The organism is Streptomyces sp. NPDC059373 (assembly GCF_042751495.1).
Classification (GTDB): Bacteria; Actinomycetota; Actinomycetes; order Streptomycetales; family Streptomycetaceae; genus Actinacidiphila.
This window is the reverse complement of sequence record NZ_JBHYXC010000005.1, coordinates 19,606-44,237: the sequence shown is the minus strand read 5'-3', so window position 1 is coordinate 44,237 and position 24,632 is coordinate 19,606. Positions and strand designations below refer to the sequence as shown.

At 71.2% G+C, this 24,632-nt stretch carries 23 protein-coding genes; 10 read left to right on the top strand and 13 right to left on the bottom strand.

Going from position 1 to position 24,632, the window contains the following annotated elements:
* Positions 1–97: 97 nt before the first annotated feature.
* The 4 genes from ACFXJ5_RS11620 (at position 98) to ACFXJ5_RS11605 (ending at position 5,456) form a co-directional block, all read left to right on the top strand.
* On the top strand, positions 98–1,405 hold the full coding sequence (locus ACFXJ5_RS11620; RefSeq protein ID WP_384630148.1) for a flavin-containing monooxygenase: 1,308 nt from the start codon (positions 98–100) through the stop codon (positions 1,403–1,405).
* 334 nt (positions 1,406–1,739) lie between these two features.
* Entirely contained in the window at positions 1,740–3,926 is a 2,187-nt protein-coding gene (locus ACFXJ5_RS11615) for an acetate--CoA ligase family protein (protein WP_384630146.1), read from the top strand.
* A 22-nt stretch (positions 3,927–3,948) separates the two neighbouring features.
* Positions 3,949–4,773: an enoyl-CoA hydratase/isomerase family protein gene (locus ACFXJ5_RS11610; RefSeq protein WP_384630144.1), complete on the top strand. Its 825-nt coding sequence runs from the start codon at positions 3,949–3,951 to the stop codon at positions 4,771–4,773.
* 65 nt (positions 4,774–4,838) lie between these two features.
* Positions 4,839–5,456: a flavin reductase family protein gene (locus ACFXJ5_RS11605; protein WP_384630142.1), complete on the top strand. Its 618-nt coding sequence runs from the start codon at positions 4,839–4,841 to the stop codon at positions 5,454–5,456.
* Here ACFXJ5_RS11605 and ACFXJ5_RS11600 read toward each other — a convergent pair.
* Together ACFXJ5_RS11600 and ACFXJ5_RS11595 are read right to left on the bottom strand one after the other, a co-directional pair.
* Positions 5,441–5,764, bottom strand: a complete 324-nt coding sequence (locus ACFXJ5_RS11600; RefSeq protein WP_384630140.1) for a hypothetical protein — start codon at positions 5,762–5,764, stop codon at positions 5,441–5,443. The genes ACFXJ5_RS11605 and ACFXJ5_RS11600 overlap by 16 nt on opposite strands.
* 94 nt (positions 5,765–5,858) lie before the next feature.
* The gene (locus ACFXJ5_RS11595) at positions 5,859–7,232 is read right to left on the bottom strand and encodes an MFS transporter (protein WP_384630138.1); all 1,374 of its coding nucleotides are present in this window, start codon (positions 7,230–7,232) and stop codon (positions 5,859–5,861) included.
* 19 nt (positions 7,233–7,251) lie between these two features.
* On the opposite strand from ACFXJ5_RS11595, the gene ACFXJ5_RS11590 reads away from it, so the two are divergent.
* Complete coding sequence (locus ACFXJ5_RS11590; RefSeq protein WP_384630136.1) at positions 7,252–8,238, top strand: GlxA family transcriptional regulator; 987 nt, start codon at positions 7,252–7,254, stop codon at positions 8,236–8,238.
* A gap of 12 nt (positions 8,239–8,250) precedes the next feature.
* On the opposite strand, the gene ACFXJ5_RS11585 is transcribed toward ACFXJ5_RS11590, so the two are convergent.
* From ACFXJ5_RS11585 to ACFXJ5_RS11570, 4 genes are read right to left on the bottom strand one after another with little or no spacing between them, the layout of a single operon-like run.
* Positions 8,251–9,300 carry a Zn-dependent alcohol dehydrogenase gene (locus tag ACFXJ5_RS11585; protein WP_384630135.1) on the bottom strand — a complete coding sequence of 350 codons (1,050 nt, stop codon included), beginning with the start codon at positions 9,298–9,300 and terminating at the stop codon, positions 8,251–8,253.
* Positions 9,297–10,814, bottom strand: a complete 1,518-nt coding sequence (locus ACFXJ5_RS11580) for an aldehyde dehydrogenase family protein (RefSeq protein ID WP_384630133.1) — start codon at positions 10,812–10,814, stop codon at positions 9,297–9,299. The genes ACFXJ5_RS11585 and ACFXJ5_RS11580 overlap by 4 nt, the downstream gene beginning before the upstream one ends.
* Entirely contained in the window at positions 10,811–11,947 is a 1,137-nt protein-coding gene (locus ACFXJ5_RS11575; RefSeq protein ID WP_384630131.1) for an acyl-CoA dehydrogenase family protein, read from the bottom strand. The genes ACFXJ5_RS11580 and ACFXJ5_RS11575 overlap by 4 nt, the downstream gene beginning before the upstream one ends.
* 1 nt (position 11,948) lies before the next feature.
* A complete protein-coding gene (locus tag ACFXJ5_RS11570; RefSeq protein ID WP_384630129.1) occupies positions 11,949–12,863 on the bottom strand; it encodes an SDR family oxidoreductase in 915 nt (304 codons plus the stop codon).
* Positions 12,864–12,970: 107 nt separating this feature from the next.
* Here ACFXJ5_RS11570 and ACFXJ5_RS11565 point away from each other — a divergent pair, with 107 nt between their 5' ends.
* On the top strand, positions 12,971–13,897 hold the full coding sequence (locus ACFXJ5_RS11565) for a cyclase family protein (RefSeq protein ID WP_384630127.1): 927 nt from the start codon (positions 12,971–12,973) through the stop codon (positions 13,895–13,897).
* Positions 13,898–13,925: 28 nt separating this feature from the next.
* On the opposite strand, the gene ACFXJ5_RS11560 is transcribed toward ACFXJ5_RS11565, so the two are convergent.
* From ACFXJ5_RS11560 to ACFXJ5_RS11545, 4 genes are all read right to left on the bottom strand, one after another.
* Positions 13,926–14,387, bottom strand: coding sequence for an ATP-binding protein (locus ACFXJ5_RS11560; RefSeq protein ID WP_384630125.1), 462 nt, complete (start codon positions 14,385–14,387; stop codon positions 13,926–13,928).
* Between the two features lie 375 nt (positions 14,388–14,762).
* A complete protein-coding gene (locus ACFXJ5_RS11555; RefSeq protein ID WP_384630124.1) occupies positions 14,763–15,653 on the bottom strand; it encodes an acyl-CoA dehydrogenase family protein in 891 nt (296 codons plus the stop codon).
* A 6-nt stretch (positions 15,654–15,659) separates the two neighbouring features.
* Positions 15,660–16,790, bottom strand: coding sequence for an acyl-CoA dehydrogenase family protein (locus tag ACFXJ5_RS11550; RefSeq protein WP_384630122.1), 1,131 nt, complete (start codon positions 16,788–16,790; stop codon positions 15,660–15,662).
* A 5-nt stretch (positions 16,791–16,795) separates the two neighbouring features.
* Positions 16,796–17,989, bottom strand: a complete 1,194-nt coding sequence (locus ACFXJ5_RS11545) for an amidohydrolase family protein (protein ID WP_384630120.1) — start codon at positions 17,987–17,989, stop codon at positions 16,796–16,798.
* A gap of 156 nt (positions 17,990–18,145) precedes the next feature.
* Here ACFXJ5_RS11545 and ACFXJ5_RS11540 point away from each other — a divergent pair, with 156 nt between their 5' ends.
* Positions 18,146–19,669 (top strand): class I adenylate-forming enzyme family protein, encoded by a 1,524-nt coding sequence (locus ACFXJ5_RS11540; protein WP_384630118.1) that lies wholly within the window; start codon positions 18,146–18,148, stop codon positions 19,667–19,669.
* 57 nt (positions 19,670–19,726) lie between these two features.
* Positions 19,727–20,749 carry a tetratricopeptide repeat protein gene (locus tag ACFXJ5_RS11535; RefSeq protein WP_384630116.1) on the top strand — a complete coding sequence of 341 codons (1,023 nt, stop codon included), beginning with the start codon at positions 19,727–19,729 and terminating at the stop codon, positions 20,747–20,749.
* Between the two features lie 33 nt (positions 20,750–20,782).
* Here ACFXJ5_RS11535 and ACFXJ5_RS11530 read toward each other — a convergent pair whose 3' ends face one another.
* Positions 20,783–21,157: an STAS domain-containing protein gene (locus ACFXJ5_RS11530; RefSeq protein ID WP_384630114.1), complete on the bottom strand. Its 375-nt coding sequence runs from the start codon at positions 21,155–21,157 to the stop codon at positions 20,783–20,785.
* Between the two features lie 227 nt (positions 21,158–21,384).
* Here ACFXJ5_RS11530 and ACFXJ5_RS11525 point away from each other — a divergent pair, with 227 nt between their 5' ends.
* Both ACFXJ5_RS11525 and ACFXJ5_RS11520 read left to right on the top strand, forming a co-directional pair.
* Entirely contained in the window at positions 21,385–21,957 is a 573-nt protein-coding gene (locus tag ACFXJ5_RS11525) for a sigma-70 family RNA polymerase sigma factor (protein WP_384630351.1), read from the top strand.
* Positions 21,954–23,225 carry a maleylpyruvate isomerase N-terminal domain-containing protein gene (locus tag ACFXJ5_RS11520; protein ID WP_384630112.1) on the top strand — a complete coding sequence of 424 codons (1,272 nt, stop codon included), beginning with the start codon at positions 21,954–21,956 and terminating at the stop codon, positions 23,223–23,225. The genes ACFXJ5_RS11525 and ACFXJ5_RS11520 overlap by 4 nt, the downstream gene beginning before the upstream one ends.
* Before the next feature lie 41 nt (positions 23,226–23,266).
* Here ACFXJ5_RS11520 and purU read toward each other — a convergent pair whose 3' ends face one another.
* Entirely contained in the window at positions 23,267–24,136 is an 870-nt protein-coding gene (gene purU / locus ACFXJ5_RS11515; protein WP_384630110.1) for a formyltetrahydrofolate deformylase, read from the bottom strand.
* Between the two features lie 45 nt (positions 24,137–24,181).
* Positions 24,182–24,628 (bottom strand): SCO4402 family protein, encoded by a 447-nt coding sequence (locus ACFXJ5_RS11510; protein WP_384630109.1) that lies wholly within the window; start codon positions 24,626–24,628, stop codon positions 24,182–24,184.
* Positions 24,629–24,632: the final 4 nt, after the last annotated feature.

Below are 24,632 nucleotides of genomic sequence, written 5' to 3'. Positions count from 1 at the left end.
CAGCCCTGCGCAAGGCCCTCTGGCGAAGCCGCGCTACCTTCCGTTAGGACGACTTTGCACGCTCTTTCCACCAACCCCACACATCCGGGAGCACGCCATGGCCGACACCTCCGCCACCACATCGGCAACGACCGGCGCCGCAGGCACGGCCGCAGGCACGGCCGCAGGCACGGCCGCAGGCACGGCCGCAGGCACGGCCGCAGGCACGGCCGCAGGCACGGCCGCAGGCACGGCCGCAGGCCCCGGCGCCGGCGCTTCCACGGCTGAGCCCGACGCCATCGTCATCGGCGCCGGTCCCGGTGGCCTCGCCGCCGCGGCGGCCCTGCAGAGGCGCGGCGTACGCACCCTCGTGCTGGAGCGGTCCGATGCCGTCGGCGCGTCCTGGCGGCAGCATTACGACCGGCTGCATCTGCACACCACCAGACGGCTGTCCAGCCTGCCCGGCTTCGCGATACCCCGGGCGTACGGGCGCTGGGTCGGCCGGGACAACGTGGTCCGCTACCTGGAGCAGTACACGGAAGCCCACGACCTCGACATCGCCACCGGCATAGAGGTGTCCCGGATCGAGCGCGCCCCGGAGGGCACCGAGGGCTGGGCGCTGCCCGCCACCGGTGGCCGCCGGCTGAGCGCCCGCGCCGTCGTGATCGCCACCGGGACCAACCACACCCCGCGCGTGCCGGACTGGCCCGGCCGCGACACGTACGGCGGCGAGCTGCTGCACGCCTCCGGCTACCGCAACGGCAAGCCCTACGAGGGCCGCGACGTCCTGGTCGTCGGCGTCGGCAACACCGGTGCGGAGATCGCCGTGGACCTGGTGGAGGCGGGCGCGGCCCGGGTCCGGCTCGCGGTGCGCACGCCCCCGCACATCATGCGGCGGTCCACGGCCGGCTGGCCGGCCCAGGCCACCGGGATCCTGGTGCGGCGCCTGCCGACCGGGCTGGTGGACCGGATCGCCCCGTACGTGGAGCGGATCAGCGTGCCCGACCTGTCGGAGTACGGCCTGCCGCGCCCGGACAACGGCCTCTACTCCCGCGTCCTGGACGGCTCCATCCCGGTCCAGGACGTCGGCCTCATCGCCGCCGTCCGTGCCCGCAAGGTCGAGCCCGTAGCCGCCGTCGAGAGTTTCGACGGTCACGAGGTACTGCTCGCCGACGGCTCCCGCATCACCCCGGACGCCGTGATCGCCGCGACCGGCTACCGCAACGGCCTGGAGCCACTGGTCGGCCACCTCGGCGTCCTGAACGGGCGCGGCCGCCCCACCGTGCACGGCTCCCGGACTCCCAAGGAAGCCCCGGGCCTGTACTTCACCGGCTACACCAACCCCATCAGCGGCATGTTCCGCGAGATGGCCATCGACGCGGAGCGCATCGCCAAGTCGGTCGCCAAAGCCGTGGCCAAGCGATAGGACACCCCCCTTTCCGGGTAATCGAACCTACGGAGGGCACTACAGGCGCCCGTACGGCGTGTACGGGCAAAGAACTCCACCCGCTCCCTCATGATCCGGCGGGTCGGCCGACCCACTCCCCCTCAGCCGACCGGCCCGCCCCGTGCACCGTCGGTGCACCGTCCCGTGGGCCGCCCGGCTGCCCTTCCCCTGCTGTCCCCAGCCGCTCCCGCCTCCCCTCGTAGGATCCTCCACAGGTTTCCCCCAACCGCACCCATTCCTGACGGTCCGTCAGTTCAAGTAATCTGACATCACGTCAGTTCTCGTGGACCTACCGGCAGGAGCGGGCGAGACCATGCTTGGATCGTCGTACAGCACCCGTGACCCCGACCCCTCCGGCCCCGGTCGGCTCGAACCACGCCCGGACGACGTGGACGTCAGCGGCCGTCCGTTGTACGCCGCCGTCCCGGACCTGGACCGGTTCTTCCGGCCCGAGGCCGTGGCCGTCGTCGGCGCGTCCGACGCCGAGGGGCGCCCCAACACCGGCATCACCCGGCAGCTCATCGCCTGGGCCGAGCGGGTCGGCGCCCGGCTCTACCCGGTCAACCCCGGCCGCGAGACCGTGTTCGGCCTGTCCTGCCACCCTTCCGTGGCGGGGTTGCCCGAGACCGCGGACCTCGCGGTGCTGCTGGTCGCCGACCCCCTTCCCGTCATCGAGCAACTCGGTGAGGCCAAGGTCAGGTTCGCCGTCGTCTTCGCCTCCGGCTTCGCCGAGACCGGCGAGGAGGGCGCCGCCGCGCAGACCCGGCTGGCCCAGGCCGCCGCCAGGGCCGGGCTGCGGCTGCTCGGCCCCAACACCAACCTCAACGCCTTCGAGACCTTCCGCGAGGACCTGACCGGACCTGCCATCGCCCTGATCACCCAGTCAGGCCACCAGGGCCGGCCGCTCCACACCCTCCAGGAACTCGGCATCCGGCTCAGCCACTGGGCGCCCACCGGCAATGAGGCCGACCTCGAAACCGCCGACTTCATCTCCTACTTCGCCCAGCGACCGGAAACCGGCGCCATCGCGGTCTACGCCGAAGGACTCAAGGACGGCCGCTCCTTCACCCTCGCCGCCGACCGCGCCGCCCGCAACAAGGTGCCGGTCGTCATGGTCAAGGTCGGCCGCACCGAGACCGGAGCCCGCACCGCCGCCTCACACACCGGCAAGCTGACCGGTGCCGACGACGTGATCGACGCCGCCTTCCGGCAGTTCGGCGTCATCCGCGTCGACGGCCTCGACGAGCTGCAGGACACCGCGACCCTGCTGGCCCGGGCCAGGCCCCCGGCCGCCGAGGGCGTCGTCGTGTATTCGATATCCGGCGGCACCGGCGCCCACTTCGCCGACCTCGCCACAGCGGCCGGCCTCCCCCTGCCCACCCTTTCCGAGGCCAAGCAGGCCGAGCTGCACCAGTGGATCCCGGAGTATCTGCAGGTCGCCAACCCCGTCGACAACGGCGGTCACCCCGTCGGCGACTGGCGGGGCCGCAAGATCATCGACGCGATCCTCGCCGACCCGGACGTCGGTGTCCTCATCTGCCCGATCACCGGCCCCTTCCCGCCGATGAGCGACAAGCTGGCGCAGGACCTGGCCGATGCGGCGGAGGCGACCGACAAGCTGATCTGCGTCGTCTGGGGCTCCCCCATCGGCACCGAGGACGCCTACCGCCACACCCTCCTCGGCTCCTCCCGGCTCGCCACCTTCCGTACCTTCGGCAACTGCATCACTGCCGTACGGGCCTACCTCGGCCACCATCGCTTCACCGCCGCCTATCACTCCCCCTTCGACGACGCCCCGCGCACGCCGTCGTCCTCCGCCCGCAAAGCGCGCGGCCTGCTCCGCCCGGGCACGCAGCTCAGCGAGCACGCGGCGAAGCAGCTTCTGCGGGCGTACGGCATCCGCGTCCCGCGCGAGCAGCTGGTCACCAGCGCCGCCGGCTCCGTCCGGGCGGCCGGGCTGGTCGGCTACCCGGTGGTGATGAAGGCCTCCGGCGCGCAGATCGCCCACAAGACCGAACTCGGCCTGGTCAAGGTCGGCCTCACCTCCGCCAGCCAGGTCCGCGACGCCTATCGCGAGCTCACCGACGCCGCCCGCTACGAAGGCGTCGACCTCGACGGCATCCTCGTCTGCCAAATGATCGAGCGCGGCGTCGAGATGGTCCTCGGCGTCACCCACGACCCCCTCTTCGGCCCCACCGTCACCGCCGGCCTCGGCGGCGTCCTCGTCGAGGTCCTGCGCGACACCGCCGTCCGCATACCGCCCTTCGGCGACGCCACCGCGCGGGACCTGCTCCGCGAACTGCGCGGCGCGCGGCTGCTCGACGGCGTACGCGGCGCGCCCCCCGCCGATGTCGACGGGCTCGTCGACATCGTCCTCCGCGTCCAGCGCATGGCCATGGAACTCGGCGACAGCCTCGCCGAGCTCGACATCAACCCGCTGATGGTCCTGCCCCGCGGCCAGGGTGCGGTGGCCCTCGACGCGCTCGCCGTCTGCCGCTAGGAGCTGCTCTCCCATGCCCTCCATGACCGATTCCCCCCGTGAAGATCCGGTTGATCCCGTTGATTCAGTTGTACGGCACGCCACTGACAACGGGGTCTCGTGGATCACCCTCGACCGCCCCGAGGCCATGAACGCCCTGACCTGGGACCACCGCGAGCGGATCATTCACCTGCTGGAGGAAACCTCCGCCGACCCCGCCGTACGCGCCGTGGTGATCACCGCCACCGGCCGGGCGTTCTGCGCCGGCGCGGACCTCCGCGGCGGCGCGGCCGCCACCGATCCCCGACCCGGCGACGTGGCCCGTACGATCCGGCGCGGCGCGCAGCGCCTCATCGCCGCCGTCCTGGACTGCGAGAAGCCCGTGCTCGCCGCCGTCAACGGCACCGCCGCCGGAATCGGCGCGCACCTCGCCCTGGCCTGCGACCTCGTGATCGCCGCCGACAGCGCCAAGTTCGTCGAGGTCTTCGTCCGCCGCGGCCTCGTGCCGGACGGCGGCGGCGCGTACCTCCTTCCCCGCCTGGTCGGCCCGCAGCGCGCGAAGGAACTGCTCTTCTTCGGCGACGACCTCCCCGCCGTCGCCGCCGAGCGCCTCGGCCTCGTCAACCGCGTCGTCCCCGCCGACGACCTCGCCAAGACCGCCCGCGCCTGGGCCGAACGCCTCGCCTCCGGCCCCACCCGTGCCTTCGCCCTCACCAAACAGCTCGTCAACGCCTCCCTCGACTCCGACCGCAGCACCGCCTTCGCCGCCGAAGCCGCCGCCCAGGAGCTCAACATGGCCACCGCCGACGCCCAGGAAGGCGTACGCAGCTTCATCGAACGCCGCCCGCCCGAATTCCGGGGCCGCTAAGGGCTCACGCCCACCCTCCCCCACCCTTCCTATCTGACGATGCGTCAGCTTCAATGGGAGATGTGATGGGACACGCAGGCATGGCGGCCGCGGCCGTCCGCTATCTACGGTCGGTCGGCGCCGCGACAACTGCCGGCCCGCTCGACCCGCTGCCACGCCCCGATCTGCGCGCGGTGCGGCCGGACGAGCGGGCACCGGTCGAGCCGGGCGAATTCCGCCGGGTGCTGGGCAACTTCGCGAGCGGGGTCACCGTGATCACCGCGCCGGGCGGCGCCGAGGACGGCCCTGCGGGCTTCGCCTGCCAGTCGTTCGCTTCGCTGTCCCTGGATCCGCCGCTGGTCGCCTTCATGGTGGGGCGTACGTCGACGAGCTGGCCCCGGATCGCCGGTGCGGGCGTCTTCTGCGTCAACGTCCTGGGCGCGGGACAGGAAGCCCTGTGCCGGCAGTTCGCGGCGAGCGGGACGGACAAGTTCGCGGGCGTGGCATGGGATCCGGCGCCCGTGACCGGCTCTCCACGCCTGGGCGGCGTGCCCGCATGGATCGACTGCACGATCCACGCGGTGCACACCGGCGGCGATCACCTGATCGTCGTCGGCCGGGTGGAACGTCTGGGCAGCACGGACGAGGCCGAGGGGCCGTTGCTCTTCCACCAGGGCCGCTTCGGGACTTACGCGCGTGAGTAGACGACGATCCGCCGTGTGTTCCCGGCCTCCTCGGTGACGAAGAGCCCCCGGTCGTCGAATACGGCGACCGGTATCTCCAGCCCCTTGGTGAGCGCCTTGGCCGAGCCGGAGGTGAGCGACACGGGGACGGGCGGTACGGAGAGCTTGGTGAGCGGTGAGGCGGACGCGCCGTTCCCGGACAGGCCGGCCGGGTCGGAGCCGTTCTTGCCGCCGCCGTCGGATCCTCCGCCGCAGGCGGCCGGTGACACAGCCACCGCGGCGGCAGTCACCGAGGCCACCGCGGCCACCAGGGTCCTCACGTGCCTCACCCGATGCCTCCCTCCGTACCGAAGGAGGCCGGCATGTGCCGCCGCAGTCGTCCCCCGGCGACGCGAACAATGTGCCGCCAGGCTACCAACAGCCTCAGACAGTCGCCGGAGCTGCCGTCGGGGCCGCCGTGACCCCCCGCTGCCGGATCACCAGAGCCATCAGCGCGGCCACCGCGCACAGCGCGCCGGAGCTGTACCAGACGACGTCGTACGAGCCGAAGGCGTCCCGCGCGACGCCGCCGAGGAAGGCGACAAGGGCGGCGCCCACCTGGTGGGAGGCGAGGACCCAGCCGAAGACGATGGCGGCGTCGTCACCGTAGTGCTCGCGGCACAGCGCGATGGTGGGCGGGACGGTGGCCACCCAGTCGAGGCCGTAGAAGACGATGAAGAGCACCATGGGCGGGTGCAGGGTGTCGGCCAGCAGCATCGGCAGGAACATCAGCGACAGACCACGCAGTCCGTAGTAGACGGCCAGCAGCCGCCGAGGACTGAAGCGGTCGGTGAACCATCCCGAGGCGACCGTCCCCACGATGTCGAAGATCCCGATGACCGCGAGCAGGGACGCGGCGGCCGTCACCGGCATGCCGTGATCGTGGGCGGCCGGCACGAAGTGGGTTTTGACCAGACCGTTCGTAGAAGCGCCGCATATCGCGAACGTGCCGCCGAGCAGCCAGAAGGTCCCCGTACGGGATGCCGAGAACAGCGCCTTCACCGCCCGCCTGGCGGCCCCCGGCACAGGTGCGGGCTTCGGCACGAAGGCCTCGGCACCGTACGCGGCCAGGCCCACGTCGGCCGGGTGGTCGCGCAGCAGCAGCCATACGAAGGGGACGACCGCGAGCGCCGCACAGGCGACGGTGAGCGCGGCCGGACGCCAGCCGGAGTGCTCGACGATCACCGACAGCAGCGGCAGGAAGACCAGCTGGCCTGCCGCGCCCGCCGCCGTCAGGACGCCGGTGATCAGGCCGCGCCGGGCGACGAACCAGCGGTTGGTGACGGTCGCGGCGAAGGCCAGCGCCATGGAGCCGCTGCCGAGTCCGACCAGGACGCCCCAGCACAGCACCAGTTGCCAGCTCTGCGTCATGAAGACGGTCAGCCCGGCGCCGACCGCGATCGTGGTGAGTGCGCACGCCACGACCCGCCGGATGCCGAAACGATCCATCAGCGCGGCGGCGAAGGGTGCCGTGAACCCGTACAGCGCGAGGTTGACCGACACCGCGAAGCCGATCATGCCCCGTGACCAGCCGAATTCGGTGTGCAGCGGGTCGATCAGCAGGGAGGGGAGGGAGGCGAAGCCGGCCGAGCCGATCAGCGTGACAAAGGCGACCGCCGCCACCGACCAGGCGCGGTGGACGCGGGGCTTGCGTGGCAACGGAGGGCGGGTGTCCTGGGCGGCGGCGAGTTGAGGTGTCTGCGTCACCGGATCAGCCTCGGCCATCGGGTCGTACGAAACGAGTGGCCCGATAGCCATGATGTGCAAGGATCGGGCCATGACAGTCGTCAGCAGCGTAAGGACGCCCCACCGCGTCGCCGTCCTCGTCCAGCACGGCGTCATCCCCTTCGAGCTGGGCATCCCCTTCCGGATCTTCCGGGGCGCGAAGACCCCCGGCGGTGAGCCGCTCTACGAGGTGCTGACCTGCACCCCGGACGGACCTGGGACGGTCCGTGCCGACGCCGACTTCGAGATCGACGTCCACCATGGACCGGAGGCCCTGGAGACCGCCGACACCGTCATCGTCCCCGCCGCGCACGAGCAGTCGCGCGCCCATACGGAAGGCCGTAACCCGGAGCCTCTTGCCGCCGCCTTCGACCGGATCCGGCCGGGTGCGCGCCTAGTTTCCATCTGCACGGGTGCGTACTTCCTGGCCGCCGCCGGCCGGCTCGACGGCCTGCGGGCCACCACCCACTGGAACAGCGCCCAGCACTTCCAGTCGCTGTTCCCCAAGGTCAAGGTCGAGCCGGACGTCCTCTACGTCGACAATGGCGACGTCCTCACCTCCGCCGGCGTCGCTTCCGGCATCGACCTGTGCCTGCATCTCGTACGACGCGACCACGGCACCGCCGTCGCCAACTCCAGTGCCCGCTCCAGCCTCGTCCCCCCACACCGCGAGGGCGGCCAGGCGCAGTACGTCCAACGGCCCGTCCCCGAGCCGCAGCTCGCCACCACCGCCGCCGCCCGCGCCTGGGCGCTGGCCCGCCTCGAACGGCCGCTGGTGCTGCGCGAACTGGCCGAGCACGAGTCGATGAGCGTTCGGACCTTCACGCGCCGCTTCCGTGAGGAGGTCGGCGTCAGCCCGGGGCAATGGCTGGTCGCGCAGCGCATCGAACGCGCCCGCGGGCTGCTGGAGTCCAGCGATCTGTCTGTCGACCAGGTCGCCCGGGAGGCCGGCTTCGGAACCGCCGCTTCTATGCGGCAGCACCTTCAAACGGCGCTCGGGGTCTCCCCGACGGCGTACCGGCGCACTTTCAGAACGTGACCTTCAGAAGCCTCAGAAGGTGAGTACGCCCCGCGCCACGCGCCCGTGGTGAGCGTCGTCGGCAGCCTTGGCGAAGTCCTCGACCGGGTAGGTCTCGGTGACCAGTTCGTCGAGGAGGAGCTGCCCTCTGCGGTAGAGCTCGGCGTACAGGGCGATGTCGTGCTGCGGTCGCGAGGATCCGTAACGGCAGCCGAGAATCGCCTTGTCGAGGTACATCGAGGAGACCAGGAAGGACGCCTCGGCATCGGCGGGCGGGACGCCCAGGAGGACGGCCTGCCCGTGGCGGTCGAGCAGGTCGACGGCCTCCCGGATGAGCGAGGTGCGGCCGACGCATTCGAAGACGTGGTCCGCGCCGGTGCGCAGCAGGCGGCGTACGTCCGCCGCCGAGCCGACGAAGTCCGTGGCGCCGAACTGCCTCGCCAGCGCCTCCTTGGCCGGATTCGTCTCGACGGCGACGATCCGGACCGCCCCGGCGAGGCGTGCGCCCTGAAGGACGTTGAGGCCGATGCCGCCGGTGCCGATGACGACCACGGTCTCGCCCCGGGCGACCTTGGCCCGGTTGAGGACGGCGCCGACGCCGGTGAGCACGCCGCAGCCGATCAGGGCTGCGGAGGTGAAGGGGATGTCCTCGGGGATCCGGACCGCCTGGACGGCCTTGACGACGGTGCGCTCGGCGAAGGCGGAGTTGGAGGCGAAGTTGAACACGCCCTCACCCTGCCGGGTGAACGGTCTGGTGGGGCCGCCGATCGCCTTGCGGCACATCGTCGGGCGGCCCCGGTCGCAGTCCGCGCACGTACCGCAGCTGGCCAGGGTGGACAGCGCGACATGGTCGCCCGGCACGACATGGCCGACCCCCGGGCCGACCGCCTCCACGATCCCGGCGCCCTCATGGCCGAGCACGACGGGGGCGGGGAAGGGGATGGTGCCGTCGATGACGGACAGGTCGCTGTGGCAGAGGCCGGCGGCCTGGATGCGTACGAGCACCTCACCGGGACCCGGATCGCGGACGGTCAGGTCATCGACAACCGCGGCTGCCGTACCGTCGAAGATCACGCCTCTCATGACCACACCACCGCCTGGAGTTCGCTGTACGCATGGAGGCCGAAGGAGCCGCCGTCGCGGCCGACACCGCTCTCCTTGAAGCCGCCGAACGGCGTCTCGGGGTGCCGCTGAGCGGTGTTGATGCCGACGTTTCCGGTGCGGAGCCGGGCGGCCACGGCCCAGGCACGGCCGGGGTCGGCGGAGAAGACGTAGTCGTAGAGGCCGTAGGGGGTGCCGTTGGCGATCTCGACGGCCTCGTCCTCGGTGTCGTACGCGATGGCGACGACGACGGGGCCGAAGATCTCCTCCTGGGCGACGGTCATGTCGGGGGTGACGTCGGCGATGAGGGTGGGGGCGGCGTAGAAGCCCGGTTTGAGGTCCGGGCGTTGACCGCCAGTGACGATGCGGGCGCCCTGGTCGCGGGCGCCGGCGATGAATGTCTCTACACGGTCGCGCTGAGCTGCGCTGATGAGGGGGCCGACGATGGTGGAGTTATCCACAGGGTCCCCGATTGTCAGTGACTGAGCGTATTGTTCAAGTGTGGTGATCACCAGCTCGTATTGATCACGGTGTACCAGCACGCGTGTTGGCGCCGTGCAGATCTGACCGGAATGGAAAGCCCATGTCGAACCGACAGCAGATATCGCTGATCTGAGGACCGAGGCGTCGGCCTCGGCGTCCCGCAGGACGATGGCGGCGCCTTTGCCGCCGAGTTCCAGCAGGGTCCGCTTCATCGTGGTTCCGGCCGAGCGTGCGATCGCCTTCCCGACCGCCGTCGAGCCGGTGAAGCTGACCATGTCGACGCCCGGGTGCGCGACCAGTGCCTCGCCGGCCGCCGCACCCGAGCCGGTGACGACATTGAATACGCCGTCGGGCAGGCCTGCTTCCTTCATGACCTCACCCAGCAGGAGGCAGGTCAGCGGGTCCTGCTGGGCCGGCTTGGCGACGACCGTATTACCCATGGCCAGCGCGGGTGCCACCTTGCCCGCGAGATTCACCAGAGGGAAGTTGTAGGAGGTGATGCATCCGACCACACCCACAGGACGGCGTACGGCGGCGGCGCCGATGAGCCCGCCCGCTGCGAGCGGCGTGGCCCTGACCGGCTGCGGCGCCAGCGGGAGCGTGTCCGGCTCGACGGCCCCGCGCGCATAGCGCCGGAAGCGCTCGACAGCCGTAGGAATCTGCATGCTTGACGCGACCCGGATCGTCGCCCCCGTCTCCGACTGGAGCAGCGGTACGAGATCCGCCGACCGCGAGGCGAGGACGTCCGCGATCCGCTCCAGGACCGCGGCGCGCCCCCGAGGGCTCGTACGGGACCACTCCCCGTACGCCTCCCGGGCCGCGCGCACCGCAGCGTCCACGTCCGCCGGGCCCGCTTCGGGGGCGTGCCCGACGGTCTCCTCAGTGGCCGGATTGACAACTGCATAGTGTGCTTCCGCCTGGCGCCACTGCCCGCCGATCCAGTGCCCGTACCGATGCCCGTACGCCTGCCCGTACGCCTGCCCGTCCGTCTGCCCGTGCCTTTGCTGGGTCATCCTCGGGGCTCCTTCGGGAGGCCGAGCACCCGCTCGGCGATGATGGTGCGCTGGATTTCGTCCGAGCCGCCGTAGATCGTGTCGGCACGGCTGAAGAGCAACAGCCGCTGTGTCCGGTCGAGTTCGTACGGCGCCTCCGGGGACCACGCCGTCGGTCCGGCGGTCGCCGCCGCCCCGCGTACGGCCACCGCCAGCTCGCCCAGCCGCTGATGCCAGCCGCCCCACAGCAGCTTGGCCACGCTGGGGGCGGCCTGGTCGGCTGTCCCCAGCGTGCGCAGGGCGTTCCAGCGCATGGTCTTCAACTCGGCCCACTGGCGGACGATGCGGTCGCGGATGACAGGGTCATCGGCGGCGCCCGAGGTGATGGCCTGCGCGATCACCTCATGCAGTTCGAGCCCGAATCCGATTTGCTGGACGAGGGTCGACACCCCCCGCTCATAGCCCAGCAGGGCCATGGCCACGCGCCAGCCGTTGCCCGGACCGCCGACGATGTGATCGGCGGAGGCCTGCGCACCGTCGAACCAGACCTCGTTGAATTCGGCGCTGCCCGTCAGCTGGCGGATCGGCCGGACCTCGATCCGGCCGGGCTGACGCATGGGGACCAGGAGGAGGCTCAGGCCGTAGTGGCGCCGGGAGTCCGGCTCCGTGCGGGCCAGCACGAAGCACCAGTCCGCCTCGTGCGCGAGGGACGTCCAGATCTTCTGGCCCGTGACCCGGTAGGTGCCGTGGCCGTCGTGTGCCGCCGAGGTCCGGATCCCGGCGAGATCCGAGCCCGCACCCGGCTCGCTGTAGCCCTGGCACCACAGCTCCTCGCCGCGCGCGATGGCCGGCAGGAAGCGGCTTCGCTGCTCCTGGCTGCCGTGGGCCTCCAAGGTGGGCGCGAGCAGGTTCTCGCCGATGTGCCCCGCCCTGCCGGGCGCCCCCGCCCGGGCGTACTCCTCGCCCCAGGCGACCTGTTGGGCGAGGTCGGCGTGACGGTTACCGTAGTCGCCCTGCCAGGCGAGACCGATCCACCCGTCGGCGCCCAGTGTCCGCTCCCACTCACGTCCGCCGTCCCCGGCGGGGTGCGCGGCGAGCCATGTGCGGGCCTCAGCGCGGAAGGTCTCGGCCTCAGGGCCGAAGCTGAAGTCCACGTCACGACTCCGCCGTGCCCGAGGCACGGGACGCGGCGGCTGCCCGCATGGCCTCGAGCTGGGCGAGCATCGGCATCGGGTCGGTCCCGACCGTGCCGGGCAGGCAGTCCGCGATCCGCTGCGGCGTCCAGGCCCCGCCCTCGGCGTAGGCCGAACGCAGTTCACGCGGCTGCGCCCACACCGCGATCTTGGGTCCTGCGACCGTGTAGACCTGCCCGGTGATGCCGGCCGCACGGTCGCTCAGCAGGAACACCACCATGGCGGCGACGTCCTCGGGCTCGCCGATCTCCGTCAGCTCCATCGGCACGTTGGCGGACATCCGGGTCCGCGCCACCGGGGCGACGCAGTTGGCGGTGACCCCGTAGCGGTTCAGGCCGAGTGCCGCGCTGCGCACCAGGGAGATGATGCCGCCCTTGGCCGCGGAGTAGTTGGCCTGCGAGACGCTGCCCTGGTGGTTGCCGCTGGTGAAGCCCACCAGCGTGCCGGCGCCCTGTTTCCGCATGACCGCGCCGGCCGCCCGGAAGACGGTGAAGGTGCCCTTGAGATGGGTGGCGATGACCGGATCCCACTCCTCCTCGGCCATGTTGAAGAGCATCCGCTCCCGCAGGATTCCGGCGACGCAGACCGCGCCGTCGATCCGCCCGTACGTCTCGACGGCCGTCGAGACGATCCGCTCGCCGCCCGCCATCGTGGCCACGTCGTCGGCGACGGCGACGGCCTCGCCGCCGGCCGCCTCGATCTCCTTCACGACCGCTGCCGCGATCTCGCTGGTCGGTTCGCTGCCGTCGATACCGACTCCGTAGTCGTTGACGACCACTTTCGCGCCCTCGGCCGCACAGGCCAGGGCCACTGCCCGCCCGATGCCGCGACCGGCGCCGGTCACTGCCACGACCTTGCCCGCAAGGAAATTGCCCACGTCCCGTCCCAGCCCTTCTCAGAGTTTCTGACGGACCGTTAGATTCTAGAAGCAGATACGCGCCCCAGCACAAGCCCTACGACCGGCCCTACGACCAGGAGGCATCGATGTCCCTCCCCGCCGAGTTCCACGCCATGGCCAAGCGCGTCAACAACTGGGGCCGCTGGGGCGAGGACGACGAGATCGGCACCCTCAACCTGATCACCGATGAGGTGGTCCGGCAGGCGGCGGCCACCGTCCGCACCGGGCGCCGGATCCCGCTGGCACTGCCCCTGCAGCAGGACGGCGTGCAGACCGGGATGATCCCGGGCCGGGTCAATCCCCTGCACACCATGGTGATGCTGAACTGGGAGATGTTCGGCCCCGGCACCGTCGCCACCAGCGACGACGCCGTCACGATGGGCCTACAGGCGGCGACCCACTGGGACGGCCTGACCCATGTCTCGCACTCCGGCCGGATATACAACGGCCGCCCCGCCGACTCCGTCACCGCTCACGCCGGCGCGGCCTTCAGCGGCATCGAGAAGGTGACCAGCCTGGTCTCCCGGGGCGTACTTCTCGACGTGGCCCGGGCCCGGGACGCCCAACGCCTGCCGGGCGGCCACGCAGTGACCCCCGAGGACCTGGAAGCGGCCGAGGAACTGACCGGCACCAGGGTCCGGTCCGGGGACATCGTGCTGGTCCGCACCGGGCAGATCCAGCTCTGCCTCGCCGGGGACAAACATGCCTACGCGTTCCCGTCACCGGGCCTGTCGGTGCGCACACCGGAGTGGTTCCACGCGCGGGACGTGGCAGCCGTCGCCAACGACACGCTGACCTTTGAGATCTTCCCGCCGGAGATCGAGAATCTATGGCTGCCCGTGCACGCGCTCGACCTCGTCGAGATGGGCATGCTTCAGGGCCAGAACTGGAATCTGGAGGCGCTGTCCGAGGCGTGCGCCGATGCCGGGCGGTACGAGTTCCTGCTGGACGCCACCCCGGAGCCCTTCGTCGGCGGCACGGGCAGCCCGGTCGCACCGGTGGCCGTTCTCTAGGCCCCTGAGGCTCAAGGCTCTCGAGGCTCTAGGCCTGGCGGCTGAGCAGCCCCCCGGGCTGCTTGGGCACGGTCGCGGACGGCAGCGCGGCACGGTCGATCTCGCACCAGATCTGCTTGCCGTGACCCTCGGGCTCCCAGCCCCACCGGTCGGCCAGCCCGTCGACCAGTTCCAGGCCCCGGCCGCCCGTCTCGTCCCGTTCGGCGTGCCGGGGGCGGGGCGGGCAGTCGCTGGTGTCGGCGACCTCGACGCGCACGGTGTCGCGCTCCGGGGACTGGGCGGACTCGAAGAGCATCCGCAGGACAGCCGGGCAGCCGGTGTGCACGACGGCGTTGGTGACCAGCTCCGAGATCAGCAGGATCAGCGTCTCGGCAAGTGGCTCATCGGCCCCTATCCCGGACCCCATGAGCCGCGAGCGCGCCCACCGACGGGCTCGCCCCACCTCGGCAGGGTCGGGACCCACTTCAAGCTGAACCTGAAGGACCTGCACCTCTCACACCATCCGAACCGGCGGACACATCGCCTGGCGCCCTGCCACGCTCACCGAGCGTGACCTCGACGCAACACAGCATGATTTACCTGCGGTCACCCCAACAAGCGCTTCAGGCATATTCCAGCGCAAAGGGGCATCAGTGCTGCATACTGTGCGGGGCTCATTACAGAGAGTCGGACAGCGCGAAGCTCGCGGGACCTCATTCCTGAGATCCACGCAATTGCCGCGCCTCGTCACTACTCGCACCCGATGGAGCGTACCCGAGCCGGGCCTCGACTCCACCGCGTGACAAGTCACACCTCGGACACAACCCGATATCAACACTCGGGCACCACTTATCCCTGCCCTATCGGACATAGCTCGCAAATCACCTCACATGCTGACATCGAGCAACCGCTCGGCGAGTGCCTCCTCGTAGTCGCCCGCACCCCCACAGCGGGCCGCCAACACCCAGGAACGCTTAATGTGCAGGTGCACCTCCGCCTCCCAGGTGAAGCCCATCCCCCCGAATATCTGCAGACAGTCACGGGCGTTGCCGCCGGCCGCCTGGTCGGCGAGGAGCTTCGCGGCGGCGGTCTCGCCGCGGTCGCCGGTCACCGCAGCCGCGTACACTGCGGTACGCGCCATCTCGACGCGCAGCAGCATGTCCGCGCACAGATGCTTGACGGCCTGGAAGGACCCGATGGGCCGTCCGAACTGCTCTCGCGCCCGGGCGTGTTGTACGGCCAGTTCGAGGGTCCGGCCGGCACTGCCGAGCTGTTGGGCCGAGGTCAGCAGAACGATCTCCGGGCCGGGCGGCCGCACCGGTCCACCCGACGCGAGGTGCAGGGGGGTGAGCGGGTCGACGGACCGGATGGGCTCGGCGCTCTCGTAGGAGCCGACGACTTGGTCCGCCTCGTCGAGCCACTCGATGAGTTCGCCGTCCACAGCGGTGACGACGGCCTCGCCGCTCGCGGCGCCGGGGATCCGTCCGGCCGCGAGGTGTGTCGCCGCCAGAGGCCCGGGCAGTAGCGCCCGGCCCGCCTCCTCGAAGAGCAGCACCGCCTCCGGGAGGCCCAGCCCCACCCCGCCCTCCGCCTCCGGCAGCCGCAGCGCGAAGAAGCCGGCCCCGGCCAGCTCCCGCCACAGCCCTCGGTCGAGCGCGGGAGCACCGGTCGGTGCCCCGGCAAGAGCGCGCAGCGCCTCGGGCGGGAACCGGGCTGCCAACAGCTGGCGCATACCCGTCCGCAGGGCCCGCTGTTCCACGGAGAGCTGGAAGTGCACCGCCGCTCACCTTCCCTTGGGGAGGCCGAGGATCCGCTCGGCGACGATGTTCTTCTGGATCTGCGAGGTGCCCGCCGCGATGGTGTACGACAACGAGGACAGACGGTCGGCGGTCCAGGGGCGCCCGCCGCCCAGATCCAGCGCGCGGGGGCCCAGGATGTCGGCCGCCGTGTCGTACAGCTCCTGCCGGGCGTGCGAGTACCGCAGCTTGAACACCGAGCCGCCGACCCCCGGCTCGCCCGCGCTGACGTTCCACTGGATCAGCCGCCACAGGACGGAGAACTCGGCGGCGAGCCGGCCGAGGCGTCGCCGCAGCACCGGGTCGTCCCAGGTCCCGGTCTCCCTGGCGGCGCGGGCGAGCTCGCCCAGCACCCGACGGCAGGCCACGACCTCACCGACGAAGGCGGTGCCGCGCTCGAAGGAGAGGGTGACCATGGTGACCCGCCAGCCGTCGTTCTCGGCGCCGACCCGGTTGGCGGCCGGCACCCGCACCTCGTCCAGGAAGACCTCGGCGAACTCCGCCGTCCCGGCAAGCGTGCGCAGCGGGCGGATGGTGATGCCGGGAGCGTCCATCGACATGGCCAGCCAGGTGATGCCCCGGTGCTTCGGCCCGGTGGCGGCGGGGCCGGTGCGCACCAGCAGCTCGCACCAGTCGGCGACCTCGGCGTGCGAGGTCCAGATCTTGCTGCCGCTGACGATGTAGTCGTCGCCGTCCCGGACCGCCCGGGTTCGGAGGGACGCCAGGTCCGAGCCGGCCTCCGGCTCGCTGAAGCCCTGGCACCACACCTCGTCACCGCGCAGGATCGGCGGCAGCCACCGCTCGCGCTGCTCCGGCGTTCCCTCGGCGGCGATCGTCGGCCCGGCGTGCAGCAGCCCGACGAAGTTCGCTCCCACATAGGGTGCCCCGGCCCGCTCGGTCTCCTCAAGGAAGATCAGTCGCCGGGTCGGCGGGGCGTTCCAGCGCAGGTCGGCGTATCCGGCGACGTACAGCATCCGCTGCCATCCGGCGTCGTACGCCCGCCGCCCGGGCCAGTCCGCCGGGTCGGGCTTCGGGGGAAGGGTGGGCAGCGCCTTCCCGAGCCAGTCCCGCAGCTCATGCCGGAAGGCTTCCTCGGCCTCCGTGTATCTCAGGTCCATCTCAACTACCCACGGTCCGGCTCCAGCCCCAGCATCCGGATGGCGTTGCCGCGCATGAGCTTGTAGACGGTCTCGTCGTCGAGCCCCTTCACATGGTCGAGGGCGACTTCCTTGGTGTGCGGGAAGGTCGAGTCGACGTGCGGGTAGTCGGTCTCGAAGGTCGCGTTGTCGCGGCCCACGACATCGATGGACGCGACGCCGTGCTTGTCGCGGAAGAAGCAGCAGAAGATCTGCCGGTAGTAGTACGTCGACGGGGGCTCGGGGATCAGGTCGCGCACCCCGCCCCAGGCGCGGTGCTCCTCCCAGACGTCGTCGGCGCGCTCCAGGGCGTACGGGATCCATCCCATCTGGCCCTCGCTGTACGCGAGCTTGAGGCGGGGGAATTTCACCAGCACCCCGCTGAAGAGGAAGTCCATCATCGAGGCCATCGCGTTGTTGAAGCTCAGCGAGGCCTGGACGGCGGGCGGCGCGTCCGGGGATGCGGCCGGCATCTGCGAGGACGAGCCGATGTGCATGTTGACGACCGTGCCGGTCTCCTCGCAGACCGCGAAGAAGGGGTCCCAGTAGCCGGAGTGGATGCTGGGCAGGCCCAGGTGGGTCGGGATCTCGCTGAAGGTCACTGCCCGCACCCCCCGCGCGGCATTGCGGCGGATCTCCGCGACGGCGAGGTCGACGTCCCACAGCGGGATCAGGCAGAGCGGGATCAGCCGGCCGCCGCTGTCGCCGCACCATTCCTCGACCATCCAGTCGTTGTAGGCGCGTACGCAGGCGAGGGCGACCTCCTTGTCCTTGGCCTCGGCGAAGGTCTGGCCGCAGAAGCGCGGGAAGGTCGGGAAGCAGAGCGAGCCCTCGACGTGGTTGAGGTCCATGTCGGCGAGGCGGGCCTTGGGGTCCCAGCAGCCGCGTCGCATCTGGTCGCGGGTGATGCCCTCCAGGGTCATGTCGTCCCGGTCGAAGCCGACGGCCGCGATGTTCCGCTTGTACGGGAACTTCAGGTCCTCGTAGATCCACCAGTCCGTCGGCGGCCCGTCCGGGTCCATCGTGATCTGGTACTTCCCGCCCACATAGGCGAGCTCCCCGATTCCCGCGGTGAGCGGCTGCGGACCCCGGTCCCGGTATGCGGCGGGCAGCCAGGTCTCGAAGAGGTGTGCGGGCTCGATCACGTGATCGTCGACACTGATGATCCGGGGCAGTTCCATCGGCCTCTCCCACCGTTTCTGACTATCCGTCAGATCCAAGGTACGCCCCGCCAGGACGGTCGTCCATGCGCGCACCCTGGACCCGCACGGCAGGTGCGCCTACGCTCCGGGCGGGCAGATCTGACAGACCGTCAGCCGAATGCGGGGAGGCGTGCCATGGACGACACCGTCAAGGCCCTGAATGACTCACCCACCCTCTGGGCACTCATCGCGGGCCGGGCGGCGGCGAGCCCGCTGGCACCCGTGCTCCTGGACACCGACGACCGGAGGATGACCTTCGGCGAGCTGGCCCGACGGGCCGAGCGCGTGGCGGCGGGCCTGTACGGACTCGGCGCGCGGCCCGGCACCAGATTCGCCTGGCAGCTCCCGACCCGGATCGAAAGCGTCGTGCTGTCGGCGGCGCTCGCCCGCCTCGGCGCGGTCCAGACGCCCGTCATCCCGATCTACCGGGACCGCGAGGTCGCCCACATCATCCGCCGGACCAGGGCGGAGTTCTTCGTCGTGCCCGGCGAGTGGCGCGGCTTCGACTACACGGCGATGGCCCGCCGCGTCTCCCGCGAGCTGCCCGAGCCACCGCTGCTGCTGACCGCCTACGACCGGCTCCCCGAGGGCGATCCGGCCCTCCTGCCCGAGCCGCCCACCGACGGCACCGCCGTCCGCTGGATCTACTGGACCTCCGGCACCACCTCCGAACCCAAGGGCGTCCTGCACACCGACCGCAGCCTCATCGCGGGCGGCTCCTGCCTCGCCCACGCCCTGGAGATGCGCCCCGACGACGTGGGCTCGATCGCCTTCCCCTACGCCCACATCGGCGGCCCCGACTACCTCGTCATGCTGCTGCTGTACGGCTTCCCGGCGCTGCTGCTGGAGAAGTTCGCCCTTCCCGACTGCCTGGACGCCTACCGCCGCCACGGCGTCACCATGGCCGGCGGCAGCACCGCCTTCTACTCCCTCTTCCTCGCCGCGCAGCGCGGACTGCCCGCCGGTGAGAAGCTGATCCCCACCCTCCGGCTGCTCTCCGGCGGTGGCGCCCCCAAGCCGCCCGAGCTCTACCACGAGGTGGCCCGCGAGCTCGGCTGCCGGCTCACCCACGGCTACGGCATGACCGAGGCCCCGATGATCACCATGGGCTCGCCACGCGATCCCGAGGAGCGCCTCGCCGCCACCGAGGGCCGCCCGCCCGCGTCGATGGCCATCCGCATCGTCGACGGTGAGGTCCGGCTGCGCGGCGAGGCCGTCTGCCAGGGCTACACGGACCCGCTGCTCACCGCCGAGGCCTTCGACGCCGACGGCTGGTTCCGCACCGGCGACCTGGGCCGGCTCACCGAGGACGGCTACCTCGTCCTCACCGGCCGCCTGAAGGACATCATCATCCGCAAGGGCGAGAACATCTCCGCCAAGGAGATAGAGGAACTCCTCTACGCCCATCCCGACATCGCCGACGCCGCCGTCATCGGCCTGCCCGACCCGGAACGCGGGGAGCGCGTATGCGCGGTCATCGAGCAGCCCGCCGACGCCAAGCCGGTCGGCCTCGCCGACATCACCGCGTATCTGCGCGAGGCGGGCCTCGCCCCCCAGAAGCTCCCCGAGCAGTTGGAGGTCGTCGACGCGCTGCCGCGCAACGAGACCCTTCGCAAGGTGCTGAAGTACCAGCTCCGCGAGCGCTTTGCGAAGCGGTGACACGACAGGGGTTTATCCGGTGCGCAGCCGCAACACAGCCGCTGTAACCTCCTCCGCATGACGGAGATATCCGCGACGGAGGCCGACGCGGAACAGGCCTTCGCCCTGCTGCGGCTCGGCGAGGCGGCACTTGATGCCGGCGAACTCAACCAGGCGCGAGAGCACTTCGCCGCCGCCGAAGAACGTTTCGCCGACGGCCCCGTCGCGCAGCGCTCCGCGGCCGTACGCGGCCGGGCGGTCTCCCACCTGCTCGCCGGCGAAGTGCGCTACGCCTCCCACCTGCTGGAACAGGCCATCGCCCAACTGGAGCTCGACGAGCGCCCCGACCCCGACGCCCTGCTCCTGCTGCATGTCGCCGCCATCGGCCCCTACACCGACCTCGGCGCCTACGCACGCGCCGCCCGCGCCGCCGAGCAGGCGCTCAACCTCGCCCCCAGCGCCACCGATCCTGCGCTCGTAGCCCTGATGCACCGCAGCATCGCCCGCACCCTCATCGTCGCCGGCCGCACGAGCGAGGCCGAGGCCTCGCTCGCCAGGGCCCAGGAGATCTTCCAGCGCCTGGAGCTCCACACCGACCTCGCCCACTGCCATTGGATGCGCGGTTACGTCCACGCCCAGGACGGCGACCTCGAACAGGCCGAACGCGAGCTGCGCACCGCCCGTGACATGCTCGCGGCGGGCAACTCGGTGCTCTTCACCGTCCAGGTGGAGGTCGAGCTCGCCGACGTCCTCCGGCGGCGCGGCAAGGGCCCCGAGGCGGAACGCCTGCTGCAGGCCCTCCTGGACGAACTCACCCCCTGGCGTGGCGCCGTCCACGCGGGCGGCGCCCACCGCCTGCTCGGGCTGCTTGCGGAGGAACGCGGCGACAACGAGGCGGCGGAGGAGCACTACGTATCCGCCCTCGCCCTGCTCGAACGCGCCGGCGCCGCAGGGGATCTGGCCGACATCTGCCGGCTCCTGGGTGACCTGATGCGGCGTACGGGCCGTGTCGAGGCCGCACTCGACGCCTACCGGACCGGGCTCGGCCACCGCGCGGCGATCGGCACGACCACCCTGGGCCCGGCACCGGCCGACTCCTGAACCGACTGCCGGGGCAAGCCGCGCCCGGCAGTCCTAGGCGGACAGCGGGCGGGCCGCGTCATCCGTGGCGGCGGCGAGATCGGGGAAGACCTCGAAGAGCCGGCGGACACCCAGCGCCGACAGGACCCGGTTGACGTGCGAGCCCTCCAGGCCGCCGTCGGGCGGGAGGATGAGGCGCAGCCGGCCCGCGCAGGAGCGCATCAGGCGACGGGCCGCGATCAGGACACCGACGCCGCTGGAGTCGCAGAACTGCACGTCGGCGAGATCGAGAACGATGTCGCGGCGGCCCTCGGCCACCGCGTCATGCACTTGCTGCCGGACAGCGGGCGAGGTCACCAGGTCCATTTCGCCCGATACGGACACAATCGCCCAGCCGTCCTGTTCGGCCTGCGTCACCTTCAGCGCCACTGTCTTGGGCCTTTCGTCCGGCAGTGGGTCCTCCGACCTTATGCCCTGCCCGCAGCCGCTTGTCGCCCTCATCCGGTCACACCCGCATAACGCATTATCAAAACCGGTCCGCATCGGCAGCAGGTTGGCGCAAAGGGGCGTACGCCGTCGGAACCGCCGGTTACATTCGATCTGAGGCAGTGGACACAGCCGCATCGGGCTACGAGGGCGATGAGGGGGACGGCCGCATGGTGACACCCGCACCACCTCGCTGGGACCGCAAGATGCAGCAGCGGCTGGCGCGTGGCGAAGAGGCGGCACTGGGCGAGCTGTACGACCGCTTCGCCTCCCTTGTGCACAGCCTCGCCCACCGGGTGATGGACGACGAGGACGCGGCGGCGCAGATCACCCGCGAGGTCTTCGGGTACATCTGGGAGAATCCGGACGCGTACGACCCCAAGCACGGCTCGCTGCGCTCCTGGATCGCGGGCCTCACCCAGCGGCAGGCCGTGCACCGGCTGCGGCAGTTCGAGAACTCCGGCGAGGGCACGCCGGACGAGGTCGAGGCCAGGGTGCGCGAGGCCTCGGCGGCCGCCCGCGCCGACTACATCGTGACCTCGATGCCCGCCCCACTGCGGCAGGCCCTCGACCTGGCCTACCGCGGGCGCCAGGACTACCGGCAGACCGCCGCCGACCTGGGCGTCACCGAGGACGAGGCGAGGCGCAGGCTGCGGCTCGGGCTGCAGCTGCTGTCCACGGCCATGGACCATCCCGCCAGGCTCAACGGGCCGCACGGCCAGGGACGGGGACGGCTGCTGTGAACGGCCACGCCGACAACGGCGACCCGGCCTCCCACGGCGGCGCCCCGCTGCCCCGGGTGCCGCAGCCCCGGGAGGCCGCCGAGGACGCCGGAGCGTTGCCGGAGCTCCCGCCCGAGCCGACCACACCGGCCGGCCCACCGCCGCCCCCACCGCCCGCGCCGGACCCGGCGGAGCTGACCGCCTACAACCACAACACCCTGCGCTCCCTCCTCGGCGCCTGGGCGCTGACCGCCTGCTCCCGCGACGAGGCCGCCGCGGTCGAGGTGCACCTGGGCGACTGCGCCTCCTGCGCGGACGAGGCGCTGCGGCTGCGCGACGCCGTCGGCCTGCTGCACCAGGAGGAGTCCCTCGACCTCGATCCGCTGCTGCGGGCCCGGGTCCTGGAGAACTGCCTCGGCCGCCGCCCGGCGCGGATCCCCGTCCCCGAGTGGGCCGCGCCGTACGACGCCGAGACCGCCCGGCTCGACGCGCTCCTCGGCGACCTCGGCATCCCCGAGTGGGAAGTGCCGATCAAGCTCACCTGGTCCCGCGGCGAACGCGTCCTCACGCTCTGCGGAGTGCTGGCCCACCTCGGCTCGGTGGACGGCATCGTCGCCACCTCCCTCGGCCTGGACGACCCGCTCGGCCCCGGCGCGCCCCGCACGATGCTGGACCGTACGAACGCGGCGGTCGACCGGTGCAGGCAGCATCCGAAGGACTTCGTACGGAACAAGTGGCGCAACCAGACCCGCAGCATCGTGCGGACGCTGTCCTTCGCGGGCTCCTCGACCGGGGGACTGCCGGTCGGCTTCACCGAGTTCGAGGTGCCGATGCGCGACGCGCTCATCGACCGGGCCTTCGAGTGCTGGATCCACGCCGAGGACATCGCCAACGCCCTCGACTACCCGGAGTACGGACCGCCCGCCCCGCGTCACCTCAACCGGATGATCGACCTCGCCGCCCGCATGCTGCCCACGGCGATAGCCGAACGACGCCGGGCGGGACTCGCCGCCTCGGCCACCCGCCTGGTCACCGCGGGATCCCCGGGCCGGGCCCTGCATCTCCATGTCGAGGGCCCCGGCGGCGGCCGCTGGAACATCTCGCTCGACTCCCCGGGCGCGGTGGCCTCCGAGGACAACATCGTCGCCGAAATCGCCGTCGACCAGCTGGACTTCTGCCAGCTCACCGCCGGCCATCTCGCTCCCGAGCGGATCGCCGCAGGCCAGCAGGGCGACCGCGCCGCGATCCGGGACGTGCTCTTCGCCGCGGCGAACCTGTCGCGGCTCTGAACGCCCCCAGGACCCAAGGGCCCCAGGGCTGAGCAGCGGGCCTAGGCGAAGACGACCGTACGGCGGCCGTTGAGCAGCACGCGGTGCTCGCTGTGCCACTTCACAGCCCGCGCCAGCGCCTGGCACTCGACATCGCGGCCGACGGCGACCAGCTGCTCGGGCGTGACCTCGTGCCCCACGCGCTCGACCTCCTGCTCGATGATCGGGCCCTCGTCGAGGTCGGCGGTGACGTAGTGCGCGGTGGCGCCGATCAGCTTCACACCTCGGGCGTGCGCCTGGTGGTAGGGCTTGGCGCCCTTGAAGCTCGGCAGGAAGGAGTGGTGGATGTTGATGATCTTGCCCGACAGCTCCTTGCAGAGGTGGTCCGAGAGCACCTGCATATAGCGGGCGAGCACGACCAGTTCGACGCGCTCCGCCTCCACCAGCGCGAGCAGCTCGGCCTCCGCCTCCGCCTTGTTCTCCTTCGTCACCGGGATATGGCGGAAGGGAACGCCGTACGAGCCGACCAACTCTTCGAAGTCGGTGTGGTTGGAGACCACCGCGGCGATCTCGATCGGCAGCGCGCCGATGCGGGTGCGGAACAGCAGATCATTCAGGCAGTGCCCGAACTTGCTGACCATGAGGATGACCCGCATCCGCTCCTCGGCCAGGTGGATCTGCCAGTCCATGTGATACGAGTCACCGATCGCCGCGAAGCTGGCGCGCAGCTTCTCCGCGGTCACCGGAGCGTCTGCCGAGAAGTGCACCCGCATGAAGAACAGACCCGTGTCGTGGTCCCCGAACTGCTGGCTGTCCTCGATGTTGCAGCCGGTCATGAAGAGGTAGCTCGACACGGCGTGCACGATGCCCTGCTTGTCGGGGCAGGACAGGGTCAGGACGTACTGCTCGGGCTTGGGCTGCGACTCGTTCACGAGGCTAGCGTCGCATACCGCGTTTGCCCCGGACCAAGCCGTCCGTCAGGCGGAACGCGTATAGATCTTCAGCACGTCCAGCGAACGCGGCGGCGTGTCCGGGTCCTCCCCGTCGGCCGTCGCGAGGCGTACGTGGGCCTCGCGCGCCGCGCGCACGGCCTCCGGCCACGCGTGGTGCTCCAGATAGGTGGAGACCGGGGCGTCGGCGCCGACCTGGTGCAGGATCTTCAGCACGCGGAGCACCGCGAGGTCGACCAGCGCGGCCTCCTGTGAGTCACGGAAGATCGTCCCGACGTACTTCTCGGCGGACCAGTTGTCGAGCCAGGTGTCCTCGACGAGCCGGTAGACCGCGTCCGTGACGTCCCCGTAGCCCGGCAGGCCTGCCTGCCAGCACTCCTGCTGGAAGACCGGATCGCTGATCATGTGCAGCGCCGAGCGCACATTGCTGCGCCAGCGCCACCAGGGCATGTCATTGAGGGGCATGCCACCCATCGTG

Coding starts and splice junctions, on each gene's coding strand:
- ACFXJ5_RS11620 (WP_384630148.1), top strand. CDS start 98: ATGGCCGACACCTCCGCCACCACATCGGCAACGACCGGCGCCGCAGGC.
- ACFXJ5_RS11580 (WP_384630133.1), bottom strand. CDS start 10,814: ATGACCCAGCAAAGGCACGGGCAGACGGACGGGCAGGCGTACGGGCAG.
- ACFXJ5_RS11590 (WP_384630136.1), top strand. CDS start 7,252: ATGACAGTCGTCAGCAGCGTAAGGACGCCCCACCGCGTCGCCGTCCTC.
- ACFXJ5_RS11565 (WP_384630127.1), top strand. CDS start 12,971: ATGTCCCTCCCCGCCGAGTTCCACGCCATGGCCAAGCGCGTCAACAAC.
- ACFXJ5_RS11550 (WP_384630122.1), bottom strand. CDS start 16,790: ATGGACCTGAGATACACGGAGGCCGAGGAAGCCTTCCGGCATGAGCTG.
- ACFXJ5_RS11595 (WP_384630138.1), bottom strand. CDS start 7,232: ATGGCTATCGGGCCACTCGTTTCGTACGACCCGATGGCCGAGGCTGAT.
- ACFXJ5_RS11535 (WP_384630116.1), top strand. CDS start 19,727: ATGACGGAGATATCCGCGACGGAGGCCGACGCGGAACAGGCCTTCGCC.
- ACFXJ5_RS11610 (WP_384630144.1), top strand. CDS start 3,949: ATGACCGATTCCCCCCGTGAAGATCCGGTTGATCCCGTTGATTCAGTT.
- ACFXJ5_RS11525 (WP_384630351.1), top strand. CDS start 21,385: ATGGTGACACCCGCACCACCTCGCTGGGACCGCAAGATGCAGCAGCGG.
- ACFXJ5_RS11605 (WP_384630142.1), top strand. CDS start 4,839: ATGGGACACGCAGGCATGGCGGCCGCGGCCGTCCGCTATCTACGGTCG.
- ACFXJ5_RS11540 (WP_384630118.1), top strand. CDS start 18,146: ATGGACGACACCGTCAAGGCCCTGAATGACTCACCCACCCTCTGGGCA.
- ACFXJ5_RS11585 (WP_384630135.1), bottom strand. CDS start 9,300: ATGAGAGGCGTGATCTTCGACGGTACGGCAGCCGCGGTTGTCGATGAC.
- ACFXJ5_RS11510 (WP_384630109.1), bottom strand. CDS start 24,628: ATGGGTGGCATGCCCCTCAATGACATGCCCTGGTGGCGCTGGCGCAGC.
- ACFXJ5_RS11615 (WP_384630146.1), top strand. CDS start 1,740: ATGCTTGGATCGTCGTACAGCACCCGTGACCCCGACCCCTCCGGCCCC.
- ACFXJ5_RS11545 (WP_384630120.1), bottom strand. CDS start 17,989: ATGGAACTGCCCCGGATCATCAGTGTCGACGATCACGTGATCGAGCCC.